The sequence below is a fragment of the Hirschia sp. genome (genome assembly GCF_058892565.1).
In genome coordinates this window covers 1-20,079 of sequence record NZ_JBZXVU010000031.1, presented here as the reverse complement: position 1 = coordinate 20,079, position 20,079 = coordinate 1, and the positions used below count along the sequence as shown (strand labels likewise).

The 20,079-nt window shown below is 43.8% G+C and carries 17 protein-coding genes; all 17 read right to left on the bottom strand.

Features of this window, described 5'->3' with window-relative positions; translation table 11 throughout:
* Positions 1–4: 4 nt before the first annotated feature.
* Positions 5–583 carry an OmpH/Skp family outer membrane protein gene (locus AC5EF3_RS11845; RefSeq protein WP_015827546.1) on the bottom strand — a complete coding sequence of 193 codons (579 nt, stop codon included), beginning with the start codon at positions 581–583 and terminating at the stop codon, positions 5–7.
* Between the two features lie 12 nt (positions 584–595).
* Positions 596–3,271 carry an outer membrane protein assembly factor BamA gene (bamA, locus tag AC5EF3_RS11840; RefSeq protein ID WP_015827547.1) on the bottom strand — a complete coding sequence of 892 codons (2,676 nt, stop codon included), beginning with the start codon at positions 3,269–3,271 and terminating at the stop codon, positions 596–598.
* Positions 3,272–3,323: 52 nt separating this feature from the next.
* Positions 3,324–4,520, bottom strand: coding sequence for a M50 family metallopeptidase (locus AC5EF3_RS11835; protein WP_493548184.1), 1,197 nt, complete (start codon positions 4,518–4,520; stop codon positions 3,324–3,326).
* A gap of 54 nt (positions 4,521–4,574) precedes the next feature.
* Positions 4,575–5,756 carry a 1-deoxy-D-xylulose-5-phosphate reductoisomerase gene (gene dxr / locus AC5EF3_RS11830; protein ID WP_493548183.1) on the bottom strand — a complete coding sequence of 394 codons (1,182 nt, stop codon included), beginning with the start codon at positions 5,754–5,756 and terminating at the stop codon, positions 4,575–4,577.
* Between the two features lie 2 nt (positions 5,757–5,758).
* Positions 5,759–6,706: a phosphatidate cytidylyltransferase gene (locus tag AC5EF3_RS11825; protein WP_493548182.1), complete on the bottom strand. Its 948-nt coding sequence runs from the start codon at positions 6,704–6,706 to the stop codon at positions 5,759–5,761.
* Positions 6,642–7,421, bottom strand: a complete 780-nt coding sequence (gene uppS, locus AC5EF3_RS11820; protein ID WP_015827551.1) for an undecaprenyl pyrophosphate synthase — start codon at positions 7,419–7,421, stop codon at positions 6,642–6,644. The genes AC5EF3_RS11825 and uppS overlap by 65 nt, the downstream gene beginning before the upstream one ends.
* A 4-nt stretch (positions 7,422–7,425) precedes the next feature.
* A complete protein-coding gene (gene frr, locus AC5EF3_RS11815; protein WP_015827552.1) occupies positions 7,426–7,980 on the bottom strand; it encodes a ribosome recycling factor in 555 nt (184 codons plus the stop codon).
* Positions 7,981–8,013: 33 nt separating this feature from the next.
* A complete protein-coding gene (pyrH, locus tag AC5EF3_RS11810) occupies positions 8,014–8,757 on the bottom strand; it encodes a UMP kinase (protein WP_493548181.1) in 744 nt (247 codons plus the stop codon).
* A gap of 97 nt (positions 8,758–8,854) precedes the next feature.
* Complete coding sequence (tsf, locus tag AC5EF3_RS11805; RefSeq protein WP_493548180.1) at positions 8,855–9,784, bottom strand: translation elongation factor Ts; 930 nt, start codon at positions 9,782–9,784, stop codon at positions 8,855–8,857.
* Between the two features lie 51 nt (positions 9,785–9,835).
* Positions 9,836–10,696, bottom strand: coding sequence for a 30S ribosomal protein S2 (rpsB, locus tag AC5EF3_RS11800; RefSeq protein WP_015827555.1), 861 nt, complete (start codon positions 10,694–10,696; stop codon positions 9,836–9,838).
* Between the two features lie 137 nt (positions 10,697–10,833).
* Positions 10,834–14,253, bottom strand: a complete 3,420-nt coding sequence (gene dnaE / locus AC5EF3_RS11795) for a DNA polymerase III subunit alpha (RefSeq protein WP_493548199.1) — start codon at positions 14,251–14,253, stop codon at positions 10,834–10,836.
* 104 nt (positions 14,254–14,357) lie between these two features.
* On the bottom strand, positions 14,358–15,065 hold the full coding sequence (locus tag AC5EF3_RS11790) for an ABC transporter ATP-binding protein (protein ID WP_015827557.1): 708 nt from the start codon (positions 15,063–15,065) through the stop codon (positions 14,358–14,360).
* Positions 15,062–16,396, bottom strand: a complete 1,335-nt coding sequence (locus AC5EF3_RS11785; RefSeq protein WP_493548179.1) for a lipoprotein-releasing ABC transporter permease subunit — start codon at positions 16,394–16,396, stop codon at positions 15,062–15,064. The genes AC5EF3_RS11790 and AC5EF3_RS11785 overlap by 4 nt, the downstream gene beginning before the upstream one ends.
* A 5-nt stretch (positions 16,397–16,401) precedes the next feature.
* Entirely contained in the window at positions 16,402–17,727 is a 1,326-nt protein-coding gene (gene proS / locus AC5EF3_RS11780) for a proline--tRNA ligase (protein WP_493548178.1), read from the bottom strand.
* Positions 17,728–17,826: 99 nt separating this feature from the next.
* Positions 17,827–18,093, bottom strand: coding sequence for a DUF1467 family protein (locus tag AC5EF3_RS11775; protein ID WP_493548177.1), 267 nt, complete (start codon positions 18,091–18,093; stop codon positions 17,827–17,829).
* A gap of 29 nt (positions 18,094–18,122) precedes the next feature.
* Positions 18,123–18,536: a methylmalonyl-CoA epimerase gene (gene mce, locus AC5EF3_RS11770; protein ID WP_493548176.1), complete on the bottom strand. Its 414-nt coding sequence runs from the start codon at positions 18,534–18,536 to the stop codon at positions 18,123–18,125.
* A gap of 31 nt (positions 18,537–18,567) precedes the next feature.
* Positions 18,568–20,079 (bottom strand): ribonuclease J (locus AC5EF3_RS11765; protein ID WP_493548175.1); only part of this gene is annotated, 1,512 nt, incomplete at its 5' end.

The window sequence follows — 20,079 nt, the reverse complement described above, 5'->3', positions numbered from 1 at the left end:
GTAATTAGTTCTTTGGAACTGGAAGAGATTGTTTAGTTACTGAAATAGTAGGTGTTGATGCATCAAGCTTTGAGATAATCAAGTCTGTTTGATCCACACCTTCTCCAGTGTGTATTGTAGAAGATCTGTCGATTACAATATCTGCGCTCGTTTCAGTGATAGCGGCCTGCAGAGCAGGTTCAAGCGCAACAAAAAACTTTTGCCAAGCATCACGTCTCGTTAGTTCTAGCTCAGCCGCACGTTTTTGTTGTGTTTTTTGAAGTTCTACTCTGCGTTTTTCAAAATTTTGAATGCGCGTAACTAGAGCTTTATCTTGCGCAATCGCATTTTGATTCAATGGTGCCAGAGTCGTTTGAAGGGATTGTCCTTCAGCTTGCAGAGAATCGGCACTTGGCTTCAGCTCTTTATTGATTTGCTCAGCAATGTTGTTGAGCTTTTTAGTGACATCCTTACCAGCTTTAGATTGTGTCATAATCTTTGCTTGATCAATCACAATAACGTTTGTTTGAGCTGTAGCTTGCATAACTGCAGGAGAAAGCAAAAACAAAGTTGAAAACGCTACAATTAGTTTTTTTAGGGACATGTTCTGTTTTTCCTAGAATTGGGTCCGTGTACTAAACCGGAAGCTTTCCGTCCGGTCATATTCTTCACTCGCAAGTATTTCTGAGAAGTCAAATCTTATGGGACCAAATGGTGAATCCCAAAACACGCTCAGACCCGCACTTGCACGCAGACCAAAGGTGTCATCAATACTGGTTTCGCTTAAAGCAAAACCGGTTGAACCAAATGTTTCAACAGTCGGATTGGAGCCAGTTTTAGCTATATCATCCAATAATCCAACGCTTCCAAATTCAGTAAATAGTGCTGCACCAATTCCCATTTCTTCCGGAGCAAAAGGAATAGGAATAGATAGCTCTACAGTTCCAATAGCATACGCTTTACCACCTAGAGCCGTACCAAGCGCACGAATCTGAGGCTCAACAGTAACGCCATTTCCATCTGTAGATAACGACCCGTATGCACGCTCTCCTCCATCACCTTCTACGGCTGCAACCAGAACGCCATTTTCGTTCAAGACCGCTTCTGAGAGATTACCTGTATTTACGAAAGTTCCAACCGGAAGCCCAGTTGAGCTACTGATACCTGAATAGTAAATCAATTGACCATCAGAATCTGCTGGAGCGCCAGCATAATTTTCTACGACGAGATCAGAAACGACATTGGTCTGACGCGGGCCTAATCCTGCGGTATCAAATCCACGGAATGTATTTCCACCCTTGTAAAACCTATTATTTACGCGAATGGAATCATCATTCCAACCATCAATATATCCTGCCTTGACGCCTGCAGTAAGTGTAAACCCGGGCGCAATGCCTTTATACGTCGATGCATTCAACTCTTGCTTAACGTAATTAACATCTCCACCAAGACCAGCAAAATCTTGTTGCCAAGTTATTCTATATCCACCTGTCGGATCGATAGGGTCATTCCGGTGGTCTCGAACCAATGAATATCCAACAGAAGACGTTAACTGCTCTCCTAATTGGTCACATATACTGATGCTGTTGGTCAGTAGACATTGCTCACGACTTTCAATGGTTGATCTTGTGCCATCACTATTGGTCTGAGCTAATTGGAGGTCATCTTGTCGTAAATTATATCTGAGTCCCAATTGCGTTCTATTTCCCAAAGGAAAGCCAACGCGAAGCCCTGCTCCAATCACGCTATTTGAATAATTCGCAATATTTAAATAGTTGGTTTTGTTCGCATAGAGGTCAAAACCTGCAGCCATATTTCGGTCCTGAAACCTTGGCTCTGTGAAACGGAATTCGTAATTTTCTTGATATTGTGACGATTGAATATTCGCAGTAACAGACTGTCCACGGCCGCGGAAGTTCCGCTGTGTTGCAGATACAGAGACTAGAAAAGCATCTGCTGAAGAATACCCAACTGAGAACGCTAATTCTCCAGTGGGCTGTTCTTGGACTGCGACTTTCACAATCGTTTTATCAGGAGCTGAACCTGGCTCTTCAGTGATCTCTACGTCTTTAAAGAAACCTAGACTTCTGATGCGGTTTCGAGATTGATCTAAAAGAATCCGGTTGAAAGCATCACCTTCTGCCAATAGAAGTTCTCTTCTAACAACATGGTCTAGTGTTTGCGTGTTCCCAACAATATCCAAGCGTTCAACATAAACACGCGGCCCTTCATCAACGACAAAAGTAACATTTACCTTTTGAGTTTCAGGATCTCTGTCTATTTGAGGTTTAACATCCACAGATGCATATCCTGCACTACCAGCTGCAAAAGTAATTGCTTCAACCGCATCCTCGATAAGGTCTGCTTTATAAAGATTACCTTCTCTTGTCGGGACAATAGCCTTCAATCTTACTGTTGATAATTTTTCAAGCGTTGTTTCAACACTAATTTCACCGAAATTATACAGGGGACCTTCATCTATGGTGAAGGTCATATAAAAATCTTTTTGATCCGGCGTTAACTCCGCAATAGAAGATGTTACGCGGAAATCAGCATACCCTTCATTTGTATAAAACTGACGTAGAAGCTCTCTGTCATATTCCATACGATCTGGATCAAAGTTATCGTTTGATTCAAAGACCCGCCACCATCTAGACTGACGTGTCACAACTTCCGAACGCAGCTTACTATCTTTAAAAACTTCATTACCGATAAAGTTAATTGATTTCACACCCGTTTTGGGACCTTCGGTTATTTCAAATATAAGATCCACACGGTTTTGTGCCAATGGCTTATAGGTAGGTGTAACCGATGCTGCAAAACGACCTGCACGGCGGTAAGCTTCTAGAATTTTTTGTACATCTTGCTGAACTCTCGCTTGTGTAAACACTTCACGTGGCGCAGCTTCAGTTTCTTCAGTCAGTTTATCATCGCGAATAGAGCTATTGCCCTCAAATATCACCTGATTGATGATTGGATTTTCACTGACTCGAACAACAAGTTCGCTACCATTCTTTTCAAAAAGCACATCTGCAAACAATTGCGTTGCAAAAAGCGTTTTCAGTGACAAATCCAGACGTTCGGAGTCAAAATTATCTCCAGGCTCTACAAGTAAGTATGAGAGAATAGTTCTGGTTTCAATTCTTTGATTGCCTTCAACAACTATATGCGAAATTGCTTCTTGGTTAACAGATTGAGCGTGCACTAAGGCCGATCCACTCAGTTCTGCAACTGCAAAATAAGCACCAGCTGAAGTCGTCAGTGCCAGTGCACTCGCGAACAAAGATCGCATGTTAGTATCCTCTACACGTCTCAAAACGCCCTGCCTTGCCTTAATCATACTCTTATGACAACAGGCCGCTAAAAACATCAAGCAGCCCAAGCCGCCTAATATCATTCCAAGTAACAGCGATAAAGAAAACCCCGACTACCGCAAGCCCCCCACGCAGAAGATATTCCTGAAACCTCAGAGAAACTTCTGAACCAACAACTGTTTCGTAAAGACCTAACAACGCAGAATAGCCATCCAACATTGGAATCGGCAACAGGTTGAAAAAACCAATACTTACTGAGAACATCGCAATCAATTCAAGCATTTGCCAGAATGTACCGCTCAGCCTTTCTTTAAATCCAATATCTGTTCGTTTCATATTGCTGTCGACAACGCGATCAGCAATATCTCCCATTCCCAATGGGCCTCTCATCTTGTCAAAGTTATCTTTGCCGAAAATAAGGCGGTTTAAGACTTTTAATGTTTTCCTGATGACATTCGCCGTTTGGTCAGCACCTAAGCTAACTGCTTCGAATGTAGACACGTCTTCAATAGCGATCAACTTAGACGACATACTTACACCGATACGGCCGATTTCATCTTCTATTCCTAAGCGTTCATTAATGAACATCTCTCTACGTGGAATGACGATTAAATCAATTTCTTCACCATTACGAAGAAGCGAGAGTTTTACAGGTTCGTCAGCACTATACGCGACCGCTTCAATGACATCTCCCGCACTAGAAACTGCTCTGTCGTCAGCTGCAACGATAATATCTCCATCCAATACACCAGCCTCATACGCTGCACTATTTTCCAGAACATTCTCGACAGTAACATCGCCATACAAAGGCTTACCTTGGCTAAAAATAACCGCATAAATTAAGATAGCCAATATAAAGTTCGCTACTGGTCCTGCCAGGGAGACAATGACTCTTTGCCAAGCAGCCAAGTCTTTGTAATATCGCCCTTTGGGCTTTTTTGGATTGTCAGAAATAGAATTGTCGCCTTCTTGTTCACCAACGAATTTGACAAACCCTCCAAGCGGCAACCAATTTAATCGCCAACGTGTATTTCTCTTGTCTGAAACTTCAAAAATAGATTTTCCAAAACCAAATGCAAAAGATTCAACAGCCGCCCCAAAAGCGCGGCCGGCATAATAATGTCCAAGCTCGTGTATAGTTACAACGACGCCAATCATAATGATGAACGGAACGACAGAGGAAACAATTGAAAACAGATTAAGGAACTGGCTTACTAGAACGTCCATATTTAAAAATGGTCCTCTAAAATTCTACTTAGGTTAGCCCGTAACATGCAGGTGCTATGCCTTAATCGCTTCAAGCGCAAGTTTTCTTGCCAGACCATCTAACTCGAACACATCATCAAAACTGTTAGGGTCAGTCATAGCTCCGAATTCATCAGATGCAAACCGATCTAGCAATTTTTCAGTTGTACGCGTTATATCCATAAAACCAATAACATTATTCAAAAAAGCATCTACTGCGATTTCGTTGACAGCGTTAATCACATTTGGTGCCCAAGCTCCTAGGGTTAAAGCTTTACGAGCCAATGCGACCGCTGGAAACCTTGCATCATCTGGTGTTTCGAAACTCAAGCTACCGATTCTACCTAAATCCAGTCTTTCTAATCCTGGCACCGGCATTCGATTAGGCCATGCCAAAGCATAAGAAATAGGCGTTCGCATATCCGGCATACCAAGTTGTGCCAGAACGGAACCATCATCATATGAAACCAAACTATGCACTATGGACTGGGGGTGGATTAATACATCAATCTTTTCTTCAGGTGTATTAAAAAGATAAGATGCCTCTATCAACTCCAGAGACTTATTCATCATCGTTGCACTATCTACTGAAATTTTAGCACCCATTGACCAGTTCGGATGGGAAATAGCCTGTTCAGGAGTAGCTTCTCGCATTTCATCAATAGTAGATGTTCGAAACGGCCCCCCAGATGCGGTTAAAATCAGTTTTTCTACTCTTTTGTGATTATCAAGCACTTGAAATATAGCGTTATGTTCCGAATCAACGGGCAGCAATTTTGCATTATATCTTTTTGCTTCACTTAAGAATAACACTCCTGCGCAAACAATACTTTCTTTGTTTGCAAGAGCTATATTTGCACCTTGTTTGATCCCCTCAAGAGTTGGCCTTAAAGCGGCCGCCCCTGTTATGGCAGAAACCAATGTATCACATTGTCTAGCGGCAGCGTCGACCAATCCAGTTTCACCTGAGGCACATTCAATACCAGTACCGGCCAACAAATCTTTCAATTCTTGATATTTATTTTCATTTCCAATTGCAGCAAATTCTGCATTAGTTTCAATGGCTAATTTTGCTAATTCTTGAACACTATTCTGAGCTGTTAGAGAAACAACTTTAAACTCAGGCATGTCCGCACAATTTTGCTTTAAAATCGAAATAGTAGAACTACCAATGGAACCAGTGGCACCCAGCAATGAAACTTTGACCTGTTCTGACACCCTCAATCCCCCAATAAACTAAGCATAATATCGGGAAAAAACAGATTCATTATCGCAGCAATCGATACAGCAGCCATCAGGCCGTCCAATCGGTCTAATAAGCCACCATGTCCAGGAATGATGTTTGACATATCTTTGATCCCAAACTTCCGTTTAAACATTGATTCGATGAGATCACCTTGTTGCGCGGCAATAGATAAGAAAATTGCCCAAAACAGCCACATTATCATAGAAGATTGAGTGAGGTTGGCTGCAGCTGCACCCGCAAGAGCCGCATAAATCACTCCACCTATCGCTCCGGTCCATGTTTTATTCGGACTATTTTTAGGAGCTAATAATGGACCTCCATACGCTTTTCCAGCCAAATATCCGGCGGTATCTGTTCCCCAAACTATTGCGAAAATAGCAAACATCATAAATTGCGTGTTGGTCGACAATTCACGTAAATAAACAAATGCACCAAAGGGAAAAGTAACGTAAACCGCCCCAAACATGAGAGATAAGGGATGTAATTTATACAATCTTCCAAGTAAATAAATTACAATTGCGGACACAATAGAAACCAACGAAACGACGGCCAGCCCGATACCTCCAGCATATATCGCCGTCAAACCCGCAAAACTAAATACACCACAGAGACTATATGTTTTCCATTTTACTTGTCCCTTGCCCACCATAAATGCCCACTCGCAAGCTGCGATAATTGCACAAATGGCGGTGAGCACTTTAAATACGACTCCGCCTTGAACTACAGCTAGGACACAAACGGGAGCAAGAACGAGCGTAGCAACTATACGCTTGATAAAGTTAGCACTTACAGACGTATTTGGGTGAGAAACACCCTCAGCAGCCGGAGAAGATGTTGGATTTAATTCATTCTCTAAATTAGCTTTCGATGACTTTGGAAGGCTCGACTCCGCCAAATCGTCGGTTACGATTTTTGAAGACATCTATTGCCCGCTCCATATCAACTTTGCCAAAATCTGGCCACAATATATCTAAGAACATCAACTCTGAATAGGCGATTCCCCACAATAGGAAATTACTAATTCTTAGTTCACCGCTCGTTCTGATGAGTAAATCCACATCAGGAAGGTCAGACGACCACATATGCTGCTGCATAATGGACTCATCTATACTTTCTGGGGAAAGTCGCCCAGCTTGAACATCTGCAGCTATCTTTTGGGCCGCTTCCACTATTTCAGCTCTACCGCCATAATTAAAAGCGATATTGACGTTAAACACTTTATTTTGTGCTGTTTTAGATTCACATTCGTCAATTAACTTTAGAATATCTGCAGGTAAGCCGTCTAACGATCCAAATATCCGAACTCTAACACCTTCTTTATGAAGGCGGTTTAGATCTTTTTTTACAAACAATTTTAAAAGCGCAAACAAAGCATCAACCTCAGCTTTGGGCCTGCGCCAGTTTTCTGTTGAAAATGAAAAAACCGTCAGATGTTCAATTGCAAGCGCCTTACAGGCATCCACAGTCTTTCTAAGCGCTTCAACGCCCTCTTTATGGCCAGCTATACGAGGCAACCCCCTAGCTTGCGCCCATCGCCCATTACCATCCATAATTACGGCAACATGTTTAGGCGCATGTCCTTCGTCACCAACTTTAGAATGCTGGGCAATAGGTGTTGTTGAAGCGATAGATGACAACAGTTTATACCTGCATAATCTCTTCTTCTTTTGATTTCACACTAGCATCAACGGAAGAAATTATTTTATCAGTCAATTTCTGCACGTCATCCTCAAGTGATTTTTGCTCATCTTTGGAGATTTCGCCATCCTTCTCCATTTTTTTCAAAATATCCATTCCATCACGGCGCACATTCCGAATGGCAACACGTGCTGATTCTGCATATTTTCCAGCTAATTTTGCTAATTCTGCACGACGCTCTTCATTTAATGGCGGAATAGGAATGCGAAGGTTTTGACCATCCATGACAGGGTTTAATCCTAAACCTGCTTCGCGAATTGCTTTGTCAGCTGCTCCGACAACTGTTTTGTCCCATACGTTCACAGCAAGCATACGCGGCTCAGGAACAGAGATAGAAGCCACTTGAGCCAAAGGAGTTGATGCGCCATACGCTTGAACCATTACAGTATCCAAAAGGTTCACTGATGCGCGTCCTGTGCGCAAACCTGAAAATTCAGTTTTCAGTGATGCAACAGCACCTTCCATACGGCGTTCTAAGTCTTTCATATCAATAGACATAATCTTTTCCTTTTATCCTGCAGTTGGCCCTACTCAATTTTCGATAACAGTACAAATACCATTTCCAGCCAGAACCTCAGCAAGCGATCCTTTATTGTGAATAGAAAACACAACAATCGGTATGTGATTCTCTTTCATTAAACTTACAGCCGTTGCATCCATAACACGAAGGTCTTTATTCAACACCTCCATATAACCCAAGTGATCAAAACGAGTTGCTTCAGGGTCTAGTTTTGGATCAGCGGTATAAACTCCATCAACCTGAGTTCCCTTCAGCATAGCGTCACACCCCATTTCAGCAGCACGCAATGCAGCTCCGGTATCTGTCGTAAAGAATGGATTTCCGGTGCCAGCAGCAAAAATTACGACGCGACCTTTTTCCATATGACGGATAGCTCTACGGCGAATAAAGGGCTCACAAATTTTTGGCATTTCAACGGCGCTTTGCACCCGCGCAGGCACACCAATCTCTTCAAGTGCTCCTTGCATAGCAAGCGCATTCATCACCGTCGCCAGCATCCCCATAGAATCAGCTTGTGCACGTTCCATGCCCTGCCCAACACCTTTAAGTCCTCTAAAAATGTTTCCACCACCGATAACAAGACAAACTTCAGTCCCAGCAGCGATGGCTTCCTTAATTTCCTCGGCTATTGGAAAACAGGCAGCCATATCTATCCCGAACTTTTCTTTGCCAGGTTCAATTTTTCCGGCCAGAACCTCACCTGAAATCTTGAGAAGTACTCGTTTGTATTTTGGTGATTGAAGTTGAGATGCCATAATGTTTTGCCTGCCCTTAGCTATAAGACCCATCAAAAAAAACGGAGATAGACACTTATCGCCTACCTCCGCTTCTATTCAAGTTCGAAAATGAACTTTATTGTCCAGTTGCAGCGGCAACTTCAGCAGCAAAGTCTTCTTCTTTTTTCTCGATACCTTCACCAAGACGCAACATTGCAAAGCCTTTCAGAGCAACAGGTGCTCCAGCTTCTTTTCCAGCGTTCTCGATGAATTGACCAACAGTCAAGTCTGGGTCCATCACGAAAGTCTGCTCCACCAATACAACTTCTTGGTAAAATTTACGGATACGACCTTCGATCATTTTTTCGATCACTGCTTCAGGTTTACCTGATTCGCGAGCTTGTTCAGTTAGAACTTGGCGCTCACGCTCAACAGCGACAGGATCCAACTCTTCTTTGACAGCAGCTAGCGGGTTTGTTGCAGCAATGTGCATTGCGACTTTACGGCCAACTTCAAGCAACACATCTGCGTTACCTTCAGATTCGAGACCGACAACAACACCGATTTTTCCAAGTCCTTCAGCTGTAGCCGAGTGAATGTAAGATGCTACCGCACCTTTATCGACAGTCACACTCGCTGAACGACGAAGGCTCATATTTTCACCAATCTTTGCGACCATCCGCTTCAATTGATCTGCAATAGAACCTTCTCCACCGTCAACAGCAGCTGAAGAAGCAAGTGCTTCAACATCGCCATTCACAGCTATTGCGGCTTTTGCAATACCCGCAACTGCTTCTTGGAAAGTTTCGTTGCGAGCAACGAAATCTGTTTCGGCGTTAACCTCAACAACAGCACCTACAGTGCCTTCAACTGCCACACCAACGAGACCATCAGCCGCTACACGACCTTCTTTCTTCGCTGCTTTAGAAAGACCTTTGGCACGAAGCCAATCGATCGCAGCATCAACATCACCGTCATTTTCGGTAAGTGCTTTTTTACAGTCCATCATTCCTGCGCCGGTTTTCTCACGCAGGTCTTTTACGAGTGCAGCTGTAATTGCGGCCATGTTCAGTTACCTCTCTCAGGATATATGAGTGGTGGATTTAAAAGCTTTAAACTAAGCACCTTCAGAAGGTGTTTTTGTTTCTGTTGTTTCTTCTGTTTCAGCAGTTTCTTCAACAGCAACTTCAGCACTTGCTTCTGCAGCTGCAACTTCAACAGCGATAGATTCAAGAGCGACTTCAGAAATGTCTTCTGCTTCACCCAAGTCTACACCTAGTTCCATTGAAGATTCTGCTAGTCCATCGAGAACAGCATCAGCAAACAAGTTAGTGTAAAGCTGGATTGCACGTGTCGCGTCATCGTTACCTGGGATCGGGAAATCCACTTCATCAGGGTCACAATTTGTATCCACGATTGCAACAACTGGAATACCAAGCTTGCGTGCTTCTTTAACAGCAATAGATTCTTTGTTTGTATCGATTACGAACATGATTGATGGAAGACCACCCATGTTACGAATTCCACCAAGAACGCGCTGAAGTTTTTCTTGCTCACGAGTAAGCTTCAAAAGTTCTTTTTTAGTAAGACCAGTACCGTCACCTTGTGACAACAAGTCATCTAATTCACGTAGACGTTTAATAGAGTTTGAAACAGTTGACCAGTTTGTCAAAGTTCCACCAAGCCAACGATCGTTCATGAAGTACTGAGCTGAACGCTCAGCTGCTTCTGCAACAGCTTCTGAAGCTTGACGTTTTGTTCCAACAAAAAGAACACGTCCACCTTTAGCAACAGTATCGCGCACTTGAACCAAAGCTTGGTGAAGAAGGGGGACTGTTTGTGAAAGGTCAAGGATGTGAATCCCAGAACGCGCACCAAAAATGTAGCGATCCATTTTAGGATTCCAGCGGTGTTTTTGGTGACCAAAGTGTACACCAGCTTCTAACAGCTGACGCATAGTAAATTCAGGTAGTGCCATATCAATTTTCCTATCCGGTTAGCCGCCGCGGGTTGGCTGAACGATTCAGCACCGGAAAATAACCCACGTGTCGGAATAAAGCGCGCTTATACTCATTTTTCCAGCGCTGACAACCCACCAGACAAAATCATCTTAGATTATGCGGCCACGGGCGTGACTCTCTCCACTCCGACAACTGATTTCAAAGCTGACATAGCAGCATAATCCATGGGATAATGCCCATCCAACTCAAGCGTGATTAACCGTTGATCTTCTAAAGGAATTTCAACTTGAATTATCCCTATAGTTTGAGAAGACACTTCTCTCAACTGAACAGCGACATGTGCAAGTTGCTCCATACTCGCTAGGTCACCTACTCTCACACATAATTTTGCTGGTGCTCCGAGTGCAGCTTTGTCGAGTGGGCGCGCACCATCAACAGAGAAACGCAACTCATCATCTTTTCGGCGCACTTTGACGTGAACGTTGACCCGACTTCCTACTTCAAAATAATCTCGAGTCTCGGCCAATGTTTCAGGGGCAACAAATAACTCATATTCCCCAGATGGGTCTGATAAAGTGATATAAGCAAATTTCCCACCTCCACTCATAGACGGCTTTTCAACGCGTACTTTGACAACTCCTATCATTTCAAGTGCTGCACGTTCCCTGCCTAACTCCATCATTTGAGAAGATAAAACAATTCTTTCCCTAGCCGGCCCTTCAAGAATATCATCGAGAGGGTGACCAGAAAGGTAGAAACCAACACTTGAAAGTTCATAGTCCAAAATCTTCTCTGAACTCCACGGCGCAGCTTTAGGAAGTTTTGGTCTCATCGGAGGTTCATCACCAAAAAGGCTATTTTGATTTGAGTTTCTATCCCTATTGGCCGCGTTAGACATTGCTGCAAGCATTTCGGACGCTTCAAAAGCTTTAGCTCTGTTCTTCTCTAATTGGTCGAAACCTCCACATTTAGAGAGTGCTTGATAGACCCGCTTATTGATTTGACGCGGATCAACACGTTCAGCAAAGTCAAACAAATCTTCGAATGGCTTTTCATTTCTAGCGCGCTCAACATCCAGCATCGCTTCTTTACCAACGCCCTTAACAGCTCCCAACGCATAGTAAATCTTTTGGTCTCGCACATCAAAATCAGCGTTACACAAGGTAATATCTGGCGTAACGACTGGAATTTTTAAACGTTTGGTTTCCTGAAAGAAAGCAGCCAGTTTTTCGGTATTTGTTAGGTCGAGACTCATTGATCCAGCCAAAAACTCGACAGGGTGTTTAGCTTTCAGGTAAGCCGTTTGATAAGCGATTACAGCATAGGCAGCAGCGTGAGATTTGTTGAAACCATACCCAGCAAATTCATTCACCAATTCAAAAATGAATTCCGCTCGTTCTTTGGATACGTCTTTCTTCGCAGCCCCTTCCAAAAACCGCACCTTCTGTTTCAGCATCTCTTCAGGTTTTTTCTTACCCATGGCGCGACGCAAAAGGTCAGCCTCACCCAATGAATACCCCGCAAGTATTTGCGCAATGCGCATAACTTGCTCCTGATACACAATAACGCCGTATGTTTCTTCTAGAACAGGTTTCAAGTCATCATGGAGATAATCTATTTCTTCACGACCTTCTTTACGCGCAACATAGGTGTCGATGTTTTTCATTGGACCCGGTCTATAAAGCGAAATAAGCGCGATAATATCTTCTATACAGTCCGGCTTCACCTTGCGAAGCGTATCCCGCATACCTGTTGATTCAAGCTGAAATACGCCAAGTGTTTCACCTGAAGAGAGCAATTTATAAGCCTCTTCGTCATCAAAAGTGTGCCATTTTTCTGTGAGCTGTTTGCCTTCAGAAATCACAAATTTAAGTGCTCTTTGAATAACGGTCAGAGTTTTTAGACCAAGAAAGTCAAATTTAACCAATCCGTTGTGTTCAGCCCACTTCATATTGAATTGTGTCGCAGGAATATCTGATTTTGGATCCTTATAGAGAGGCGATAACTCTACAAGTGGTCGGTCACCGATAACAACACCAGCGGCGTGCGTTCCAGCATTCCTGTACAAGCCCTCAAGCTCTAAAGCTGTTTCTACAAGGTTGCGAACATCTTCATTTTCTCGCATTTCTTGCTTGAATTTCGGCTCTCCATCAATCGCTTCTTGAAGCGTAGGAGGGTTTGCAGGATTAAAAGGAATAAGCTTTGAAAGTTTATCAACTTGACCAAACGGCAATTGGTGTACACGGCCCACATCGCGAATAACCGCTTTTGCTTGCAATGTACCATAAGTGATGATCATCGCCACACGATCCGCACCATATTTTCGTTTGGTATATTCAATCACCTCATGTCGCCGATCTTGACAGAAATCGACATCGAAATCGGGCATAGACACACGTTCAGGGTTCAAAAAACGTTCGAAAAGCAGCCCAAATCGCAGCGGATCCAAATCTGTAATCGTCAAAACCCACGCAACAAGGGAACCAGCACCAGAACCACGTCCCGGCCCCACAGGAATATCATGCTCTTTTGCCCATTTAATAAAATCAGAAACGATCAAGAAATATCCAGGAAAACCCATTTGCCGAATTATGTTCAGCTCAAAGTCCAGCCTATCCCAATAGACCTGCTCTTCTTCATATAAAATACCCGATGAAAGCCGCATTTTGAGGCCTTCTCGCGCTTGACGGTCCAACTCTTCTCCTTCGTCTCCATCATCACCTGTAAAATTGGGTAGAATAGGTTTTCGCCAAGCTGGGCGATAAGAACAACGGCGCGCAATCTCGCATGTATTTTCAATTGCTTCCGGCAGGTCGGAAAAGAGATTGATCATCTCTTCTTCCGTTTTCATATATTGCTCGGGAGACGCTTTGGGCCGATCCTGCACTGAAACATATGTAGAGCCTGCAATACATAGCAATGCATCATGCGCTTTGTGCTGCGCTCTTTTGATGAAACGCGCCTCATTCGTCGCCACTAATGGCAAATCAAGCTCATAAGCCAAATCTACCAATAATTCTTCTGCTTTATCTTCAGTCAAACGTCCGTGGCGCTGCAGTTCAACATATAGTCGATTTGGAAAAGCACTGTTTAGTTTTAATAAATAATCACGCGCACCTTCTTCATCTCCAGCTGCGCAAAGTTGGGTAACTTCACCATTTCCGCCACCTGTTGTACAAATTAAACCCTCACTGTGCTCAAGGACATCATCGAGATATACGCCCGTGCCGCCACTGGGCGATTCCAAAAATCCCTTAGTCGTTAGGATCATCATATTTTTATACCCAGCTTCATTCTGGGCAAATAATGCTAATTCAGTTGGTTCAGCAGCAGGGTTTATTCTGTCATAGATATGCAGTGTTATTGCAATAATGGGTTGCACACCCATTGGCGCTAAAGTTTCTGACAACTCCAAAGCACCAAACATGTTATTGTCATCGGTGATCGCAACAGCCGGAAAACCGTTTTCAAATGTCCACTTGCAGAGCTTCTTTATCGTGATCATTGAACCAAGAAGCGACAATGCCGATCTCACCCGAAGATGCACAAACCGGGGCTTATCCAAACTAGCAATCTTAGTAGTTTCAGACATTTTATTGCAGCTCCGTCTAATCAATCAGCATAATGAAGGTGTTTATATTTTTCATAAGCCTTCAATCAACTTATCGAAATGAATTGTTAGATATCCGCATCGGTAAGTTGACCATCTTTTAAGGTCAAAACGCGATCCATATAAGTCGTCAATTCTAGATTATGCGTCGCAACGAGAACCGCTACTTGCTCAGTTCTGGCAGTATCAAAAAGGCTTTGAAATACTGCCGTAGTTGTCATCGGATCTAAATTTCCCGTAGGTTCGTCTGCGATCAAAACACGCGGCTGATTTGCTAATGATCTTGCGATCGCAACGCGCTGTTGTTCACCACCAGACAATTGTCCCGGTTGATGCCGCTCACGTTCTGATAAACCCATAGCTTGCAAGAGTTTACTCGCGCGCTCTCGTGCTATTTTCCTATTCACACCATCAATCATCAAAGGAGCTGCGACGTTATCTATCGCGTTAAGCTCGGGCAAAAGATGGTGAAACTGATAAACAAAACCAAGTTTTTTACGCCGAGTGAGTGTACGCTCTCTTTCGCTCATACGTGCAGCATCCACATCATCAATCTCGACCAATCCAGAATCGGGTGATTCCAAGAGCCCAGCCGTGTGTAATAATGTCGACTTACCCGATCCAGATGGACCAACCAACCCCACCATTTCGCCAGGTCGCAACTCTAAATTTGCGCCCTTCAAGACTTCTAGTGCACCTTCCCCCGTTGAATAAGTCCTACAGACATCAACAAGGCGCATTATAGGTTTTCGTTGAGAGATTGGTGTTATGCTCATTGGTTTCTCAATGCCTCAACAGGATCAAGGCGTGATGCCCACATCGACGGTATCAAAGTTGTTAAAACTGTCATTAGGAATGCCCAGCCTGTCACAATGGCAACTTCTGACCACTGCAGTTTCGCTGGTATTGCGTTCAATTGATAAACTGATTTTGGAAAAATCTCACATCCACATACAAATTCAACACCGTGCTGTATCGGTGCGATGTTCAACACAAACATGACACCCAATATTAAACCAACACCAACACCAACGCCGCCAAGTATCGACCCACTCATCAAGAATATTCTAACAACGCCGCCTCGTGTTGCTCCTATCGTTCTTAAAATTGCGATGTCTCTAGCTTTATTCTTAACAAGCATAAGAACCCCTGTGATAATATTCAGGGCCGTAATCATGACGACGATCATCATAATCAATCGCATAACATTTCGTTCTACAACTAAAGCGCCAACTAATTGTGCGTTCAACGATTTCCAATCTCTAGCATACCGATTGGTGATCCCTTTTTCACGCAAGCTCCTTACTAGGTTTTCTGCTTGGTCAGGGTCTTCAATTCGAACACCTAGATACTGATAACTATCACCTTTGGAAAAAAACAACCGCGCATGATCCATAGGCATTATCACTGTATACCGGTCGTATTTTTCATTTCCGACATTATAAATTGCAGTAACGGTATAGACTTTTGAGCGAGGCACCTGCCCCATAACAGTACTTGGCCCATTGGGAGATAATAATTTTATCCGAGATCCAACCACAGCTCCCATAGAGCGCGCTAATCCTTCTCCAATAACAATTGTATCTGAACGCGTTCCTTCCACGCCAAATTGGCTGAGGTCACCCTCACTGATATGAGAAACGATTAAATCTATGGCTTCTAAATCATGTGGTCGAAGGCCTTTTACGGATACCCCTTCTTTGCGCCCACCGGAATCCGCCAAGACCATTTCTTCAATCACAGGCGCAACATTCACTACGCCATCTAATTCACTGATACGTCTACCTAGATCGTCAGCGTCTGCGGTTGGCATTTCGACTGCATTTACATACACGTGCGGCTCAAAACCAACGACTTTTGAAAGCAATTCTAGCCGAAATCCATTCATGATCGACATGATAGTGATAAGCGCAAATACGGCCAATGTAACACCGACTGTAGAAACAACAGAAATCAGCGCTAAACCGCCATGCTCACGCTTTGCCCGGATGTACCGGAATGCAAGCATCCGTTCAAATGGACCAAAGGGCTGTGTGCCTTTTGCGTGCTCATCCAAGCCATCAACGCGAACAGATAATTCGGAAGCAGTTTGAGATCCGTTTGACATCCGTTTTAGGCACTCGCTGTTAGTTTATTCAATGCAGCGTCGAGACTCATTTCTTCCGTCACGCCGCTTATGCGGTCTTTAACTTCAACTACGCCATTTTTAAGACCACGCGGCCCAATAACGATAGCTTTTGGAATACCAATCAGCTCGAGAGTTGAAAGTTTTGCGCCCGGACGATCATCACGGTCATCATACATTGGATCTAATCCAGCAGCCTGAAGTTTCGCATAAACATCTTCACATGCCTTATCGCAAGCCTCATCACCCTGCCGAAGATTAACAACCGCAGACTTGAAAGGAGCAACCTCTTCTGGCCAGATAACACCTTTGTCATCATGACAAGCTTCAATAATAGCACCGAGCAGACGAGACACCCCAACGCCATAGGACCCCATATGAACGGGCGCTTCCTTACCTTCTGGTGTCATAACCTTTGCCTTCATAGGCTCAGAATACTTCGTGCCAAAATTGAAGATATGACCAACCTCTATACCACGTGCAGAAACACGTCGCTCCTCTGGCACTTCTGACTCAAACTTTGTTTGATCATGCATTTCTTCTGTCGCTGCATAATATTGCGTGCGCTTTTCAAATTCACCCAGCAAATCACTGTCGAAGTCCAGATCCAGTCCAGGCGGAGGCATATTCACTAATTCAGCATCACAAAAGACTTCACTCTCGCCTGTTTCAGCTAGAATGATAAATTCGTGAGATAGATTCCCACCGATAGGGCCAGTGTCCGCACGCATAGGCACGGCTTTCAGTCCCATTCTAGAAAATGTGTTTAGATAGGCACAAAACATTTTATAATAGCTTTTTCGCGCCTCTACTTCATTTACGTCAAATGAATAGGCGTCTTTCATCAAAAATTCGCGCCCACGCATCACCCCAAAACGTGGCCGGATTTCGTCACGAAATTTCCATTGAATATGATAGAGATTCAGCGGCAATTGTTTGTAAGATTTCACATAAGAACGAAAGATATCAGTTATGACTTCTTCATTCGTTGGGCCAAACAACATTTCTCGGTCATGCCTATCGGTAATGCGCAGCATTTCCTTGCCATACGCATCATAGCGACCGCTTTCTTTCCAAAGGTCAGCTGGTTGTATGGTCGGCATTAAAAGCTCAATCGCACCAGCACGATTTTGTTCTTCGCGAACGATATTCTCAATTTTCTTCAGTACACGGAGTCCCAGAGGAAGCCATGTATAAATCCCAGAACCGGTTTGTTTCACCATTCCAGCGCGCAGCATTAGCTGGTGAGAAATAATCCTCGCTTCTGCAGGTGTCTCTTTTAGAACGGGCAGGAAAAATTTAGACAACCGCATACCTGGTCGACTCCTTTAGAGTAATAATCATTTTTCTGGATAAACGGCCTGCTCGTCCTGCGCAACCAATAATACGCCCCAAGTCGATCTATCGGAGACTTATCTGTCTGTGTAATCTATAAATTCGATAAGGTTAGCGAACAGCCCCGAAACCATGCCAAGCCAAAACACAAACGTAAACAACGCGCCACCAGCAATCGCAATAACAGCTTTTTTGGGTAATTGATGATCTATCGGAGCCGATGCTTCAGATCCAGCGACTACTTCACCATTCTCTTCTTGTGTGACTGTTCCTCGAGAAATGAGAGGAAAGAACACAATCCATGATGAGATAAACCAAACAATGCCAATCTCGATCATTCCCATATTCATTTCCTCTCTTACTATCTCAATAATTAGTGGCTAGCTGGTTCCATTAATTCGATAAGGACACCGTTTGAGTTTTTCGGGTGGATAAAAATCATAGGCGTTCCATGGGCACCTATACGCGGTTGCCCGATAATTGAAGCACCTGCTGCTTTTGCGTCCTCAATAGCTTGAGCCACGCTATCGACTTCAAAACATACGTGATGTTGACCACCTTTAGGGTTTTTCTCCAAAAAATTCCAAATAGGAGATTTTTCGCCCAATGGTTCAATCAGCTCTATCTGAGAATTGGGTAGATTTACAAAAGCCACGCGAACACCTTGCGCTTCCATTTCAAATGGTTGCACAAATTCTGTCGCGCCATAGAGCGTGCGATAGGTCTCCATCGCCTCTTCCAAATTTGGAACAGCAACCCCGACATGGTTTAAAGGACCAATTTTCAATTTATTCTCCCGTGCGTATCTTTATAATTATCTACACTCGAAGAATGGATATATCGACGAGTGGTCTTTTTCCAAATAACCCCTCTGCAGATTTGCGTACACTGCGCAAAAGCGCACGCTCCACTTTATCATCGTCATCTATGTCTTTGCGGGAAACCTTATCCATTGCCGTTTCAGCTGCTTCATCTAATTGATCAAGCGACTCATCGACAACACGGCCATCAAGCTCAGAAAAACCTCTAGCCGTCACATAAGGGCCATCCTTGATCACACCTTTTTCATCTATCGCGATACTAACACTTAGATGACCAGACCAAGACATGCGCCGTCTTTCCTGCATTCCGCCCGAATGTTCTGGCGTAAGTCTGTTTCCGTCTAAGAATAATCGCCCTGTTGGAACTTCATCAACCACTCGCGCCGGCCCAGGTGCTAAGCAAATTAGATCACCATTATTTGGCGTGATTGCTTCAGGAACCTGCATAGATAGAGCGTAACGCGCATGTTCGATAATGTGACGACGTTCTCCGTGCACAGGCACTGAAATTTTAGGTTTTGCCCATGAATACATACGTCGCAATTCGTCACGACATGGGTGACCGGAAACATGTATATGCTCTTGACGATCAGTGATGATCTTTACGCCGTTTTCTGCGAGTGCATTTTGAAGATCAAAGATTCCACGTTCATTACCCGGAATGACCCGAGAAGAGAACATAACAGTATCTCCTTCACCCATTTTTACACTCGGGTGACTTCCAGTCGCTATCTTTGATAAAGCAGCTCTTGGCTCACCTTGTGATCCTGTACAAAGATAAAGTACATTTTCAGGAGCAAGATGCTGGGCATCACTCGCCTCAACAAAATGAACATCTTTGAGCAAACCAACTTCTTTTGCCGCGTCCGTAATTCGGAACATGGAGCGCCCGACCAAACAAACTGACCGTTCATTTTCCATTGCAGCAATACAACAACTCTCCAAGCGAGCCACATTGGAAGCAAATGTCGTAATTGCTACTTTTCCGGTTTGTTCGCCAACAACTTTAATTAAGTTTTCACGGACAGTTTCTTCTGACCCAGATTCACCTTCTTCAAAAACGTTTGTTGAATCACATACGATGGCAAGAATGCCTTCTTCACCTAGCTCTTTTATCCGCTCCTCATCGAAACCTTTGCCAAGCATTGGATTTGGATCAATCTTCCAGTCGCCAGTATGAAAAATCACACCTGCAGGCGTTCTAATCACTACACCGTTAGGCTCTGGAATAGAATGTGTCAGCGTTACATATTCAATATCAAAAGGACCAATTGAACGCTTATCTCCTAAAGGAACAATATTTAATGGAACTTCTTTATCCAATTGCTTTTCTCGCAATTTTTCCTTGATGAGATACGCTGTAAAAGGGGTTGCATAAAGCGGCGCACGTAAACGCGGCCAAAGGTGCGCGATAGCACCAATATGATCCTCATGCGCGTGTGTGAGCACGATCCCAACGATCTGCTCTCGGATGGTTTCAAGAAACTCAGTGTCAGGCATGATCAAATC

Bases quoted from the DNA above. Each gene is read 5' to 3' on its own strand.
- frr (WP_015827552.1), bottom strand. From the start codon at position 7,980: ATGTCTATTGATATGAAAGACTTAGAACGCCGTATGGAAGGTGCTGTT.
- AC5EF3_RS11785 (WP_493548179.1), bottom strand. From the start codon at position 16,396: ATGTCAAACGGATCTCAAACTGCTTCCGAATTATCTGTTCGCGTTGAT.
- AC5EF3_RS11825 (WP_493548182.1), bottom strand. From the start codon at position 6,706: ATGTCTTCAAAAATCGTAACCGACGATTTGGCGGAGTCGAGCCTTCCA.
- proS (WP_493548178.1), bottom strand. From the start codon at position 17,727: ATGCGGTTGTCTAAATTTTTCCTGCCCGTTCTAAAAGAGACACCTGCA.
- AC5EF3_RS11845 (WP_015827546.1), bottom strand. From the start codon at position 583: ATGTCCCTAAAAAAACTAATTGTAGCGTTTTCAACTTTGTTTTTGCTT.
- AC5EF3_RS11835 (WP_493548184.1), bottom strand. From the start codon at position 4,520: ATGGACGTTCTAGTAAGCCAGTTCCTTAATCTGTTTTCAATTGTTTCC.
- AC5EF3_RS11775 (WP_493548177.1), bottom strand. From the start codon at position 18,093: ATGGGAATGATCGAGATTGGCATTGTTTGGTTTATCTCATCATGGATT.
- tsf (WP_493548180.1), bottom strand. From the start codon at position 9,784: ATGGCCGCAATTACAGCTGCACTCGTAAAAGACCTGCGTGAGAAAACC.
- AC5EF3_RS11790 (WP_015827557.1), bottom strand. From the start codon at position 15,065: ATGAGCATAACACCAATCTCTCAACGAAAACCTATAATGCGCCTTGTT.
- pyrH (WP_493548181.1), bottom strand. From the start codon at position 8,757: ATGGCATCTCAACTTCAATCACCAAAATACAAACGAGTACTTCTCAAG.
- bamA (WP_015827547.1), bottom strand. From the start codon at position 3,271: ATGCGATCTTTGTTCGCGAGTGCACTGGCACTGACGACTTCAGCTGGT.
- rpsB (WP_015827555.1), bottom strand. From the start codon at position 10,696: ATGGCACTACCTGAATTTACTATGCGTCAGCTGTTAGAAGCTGGTGTA.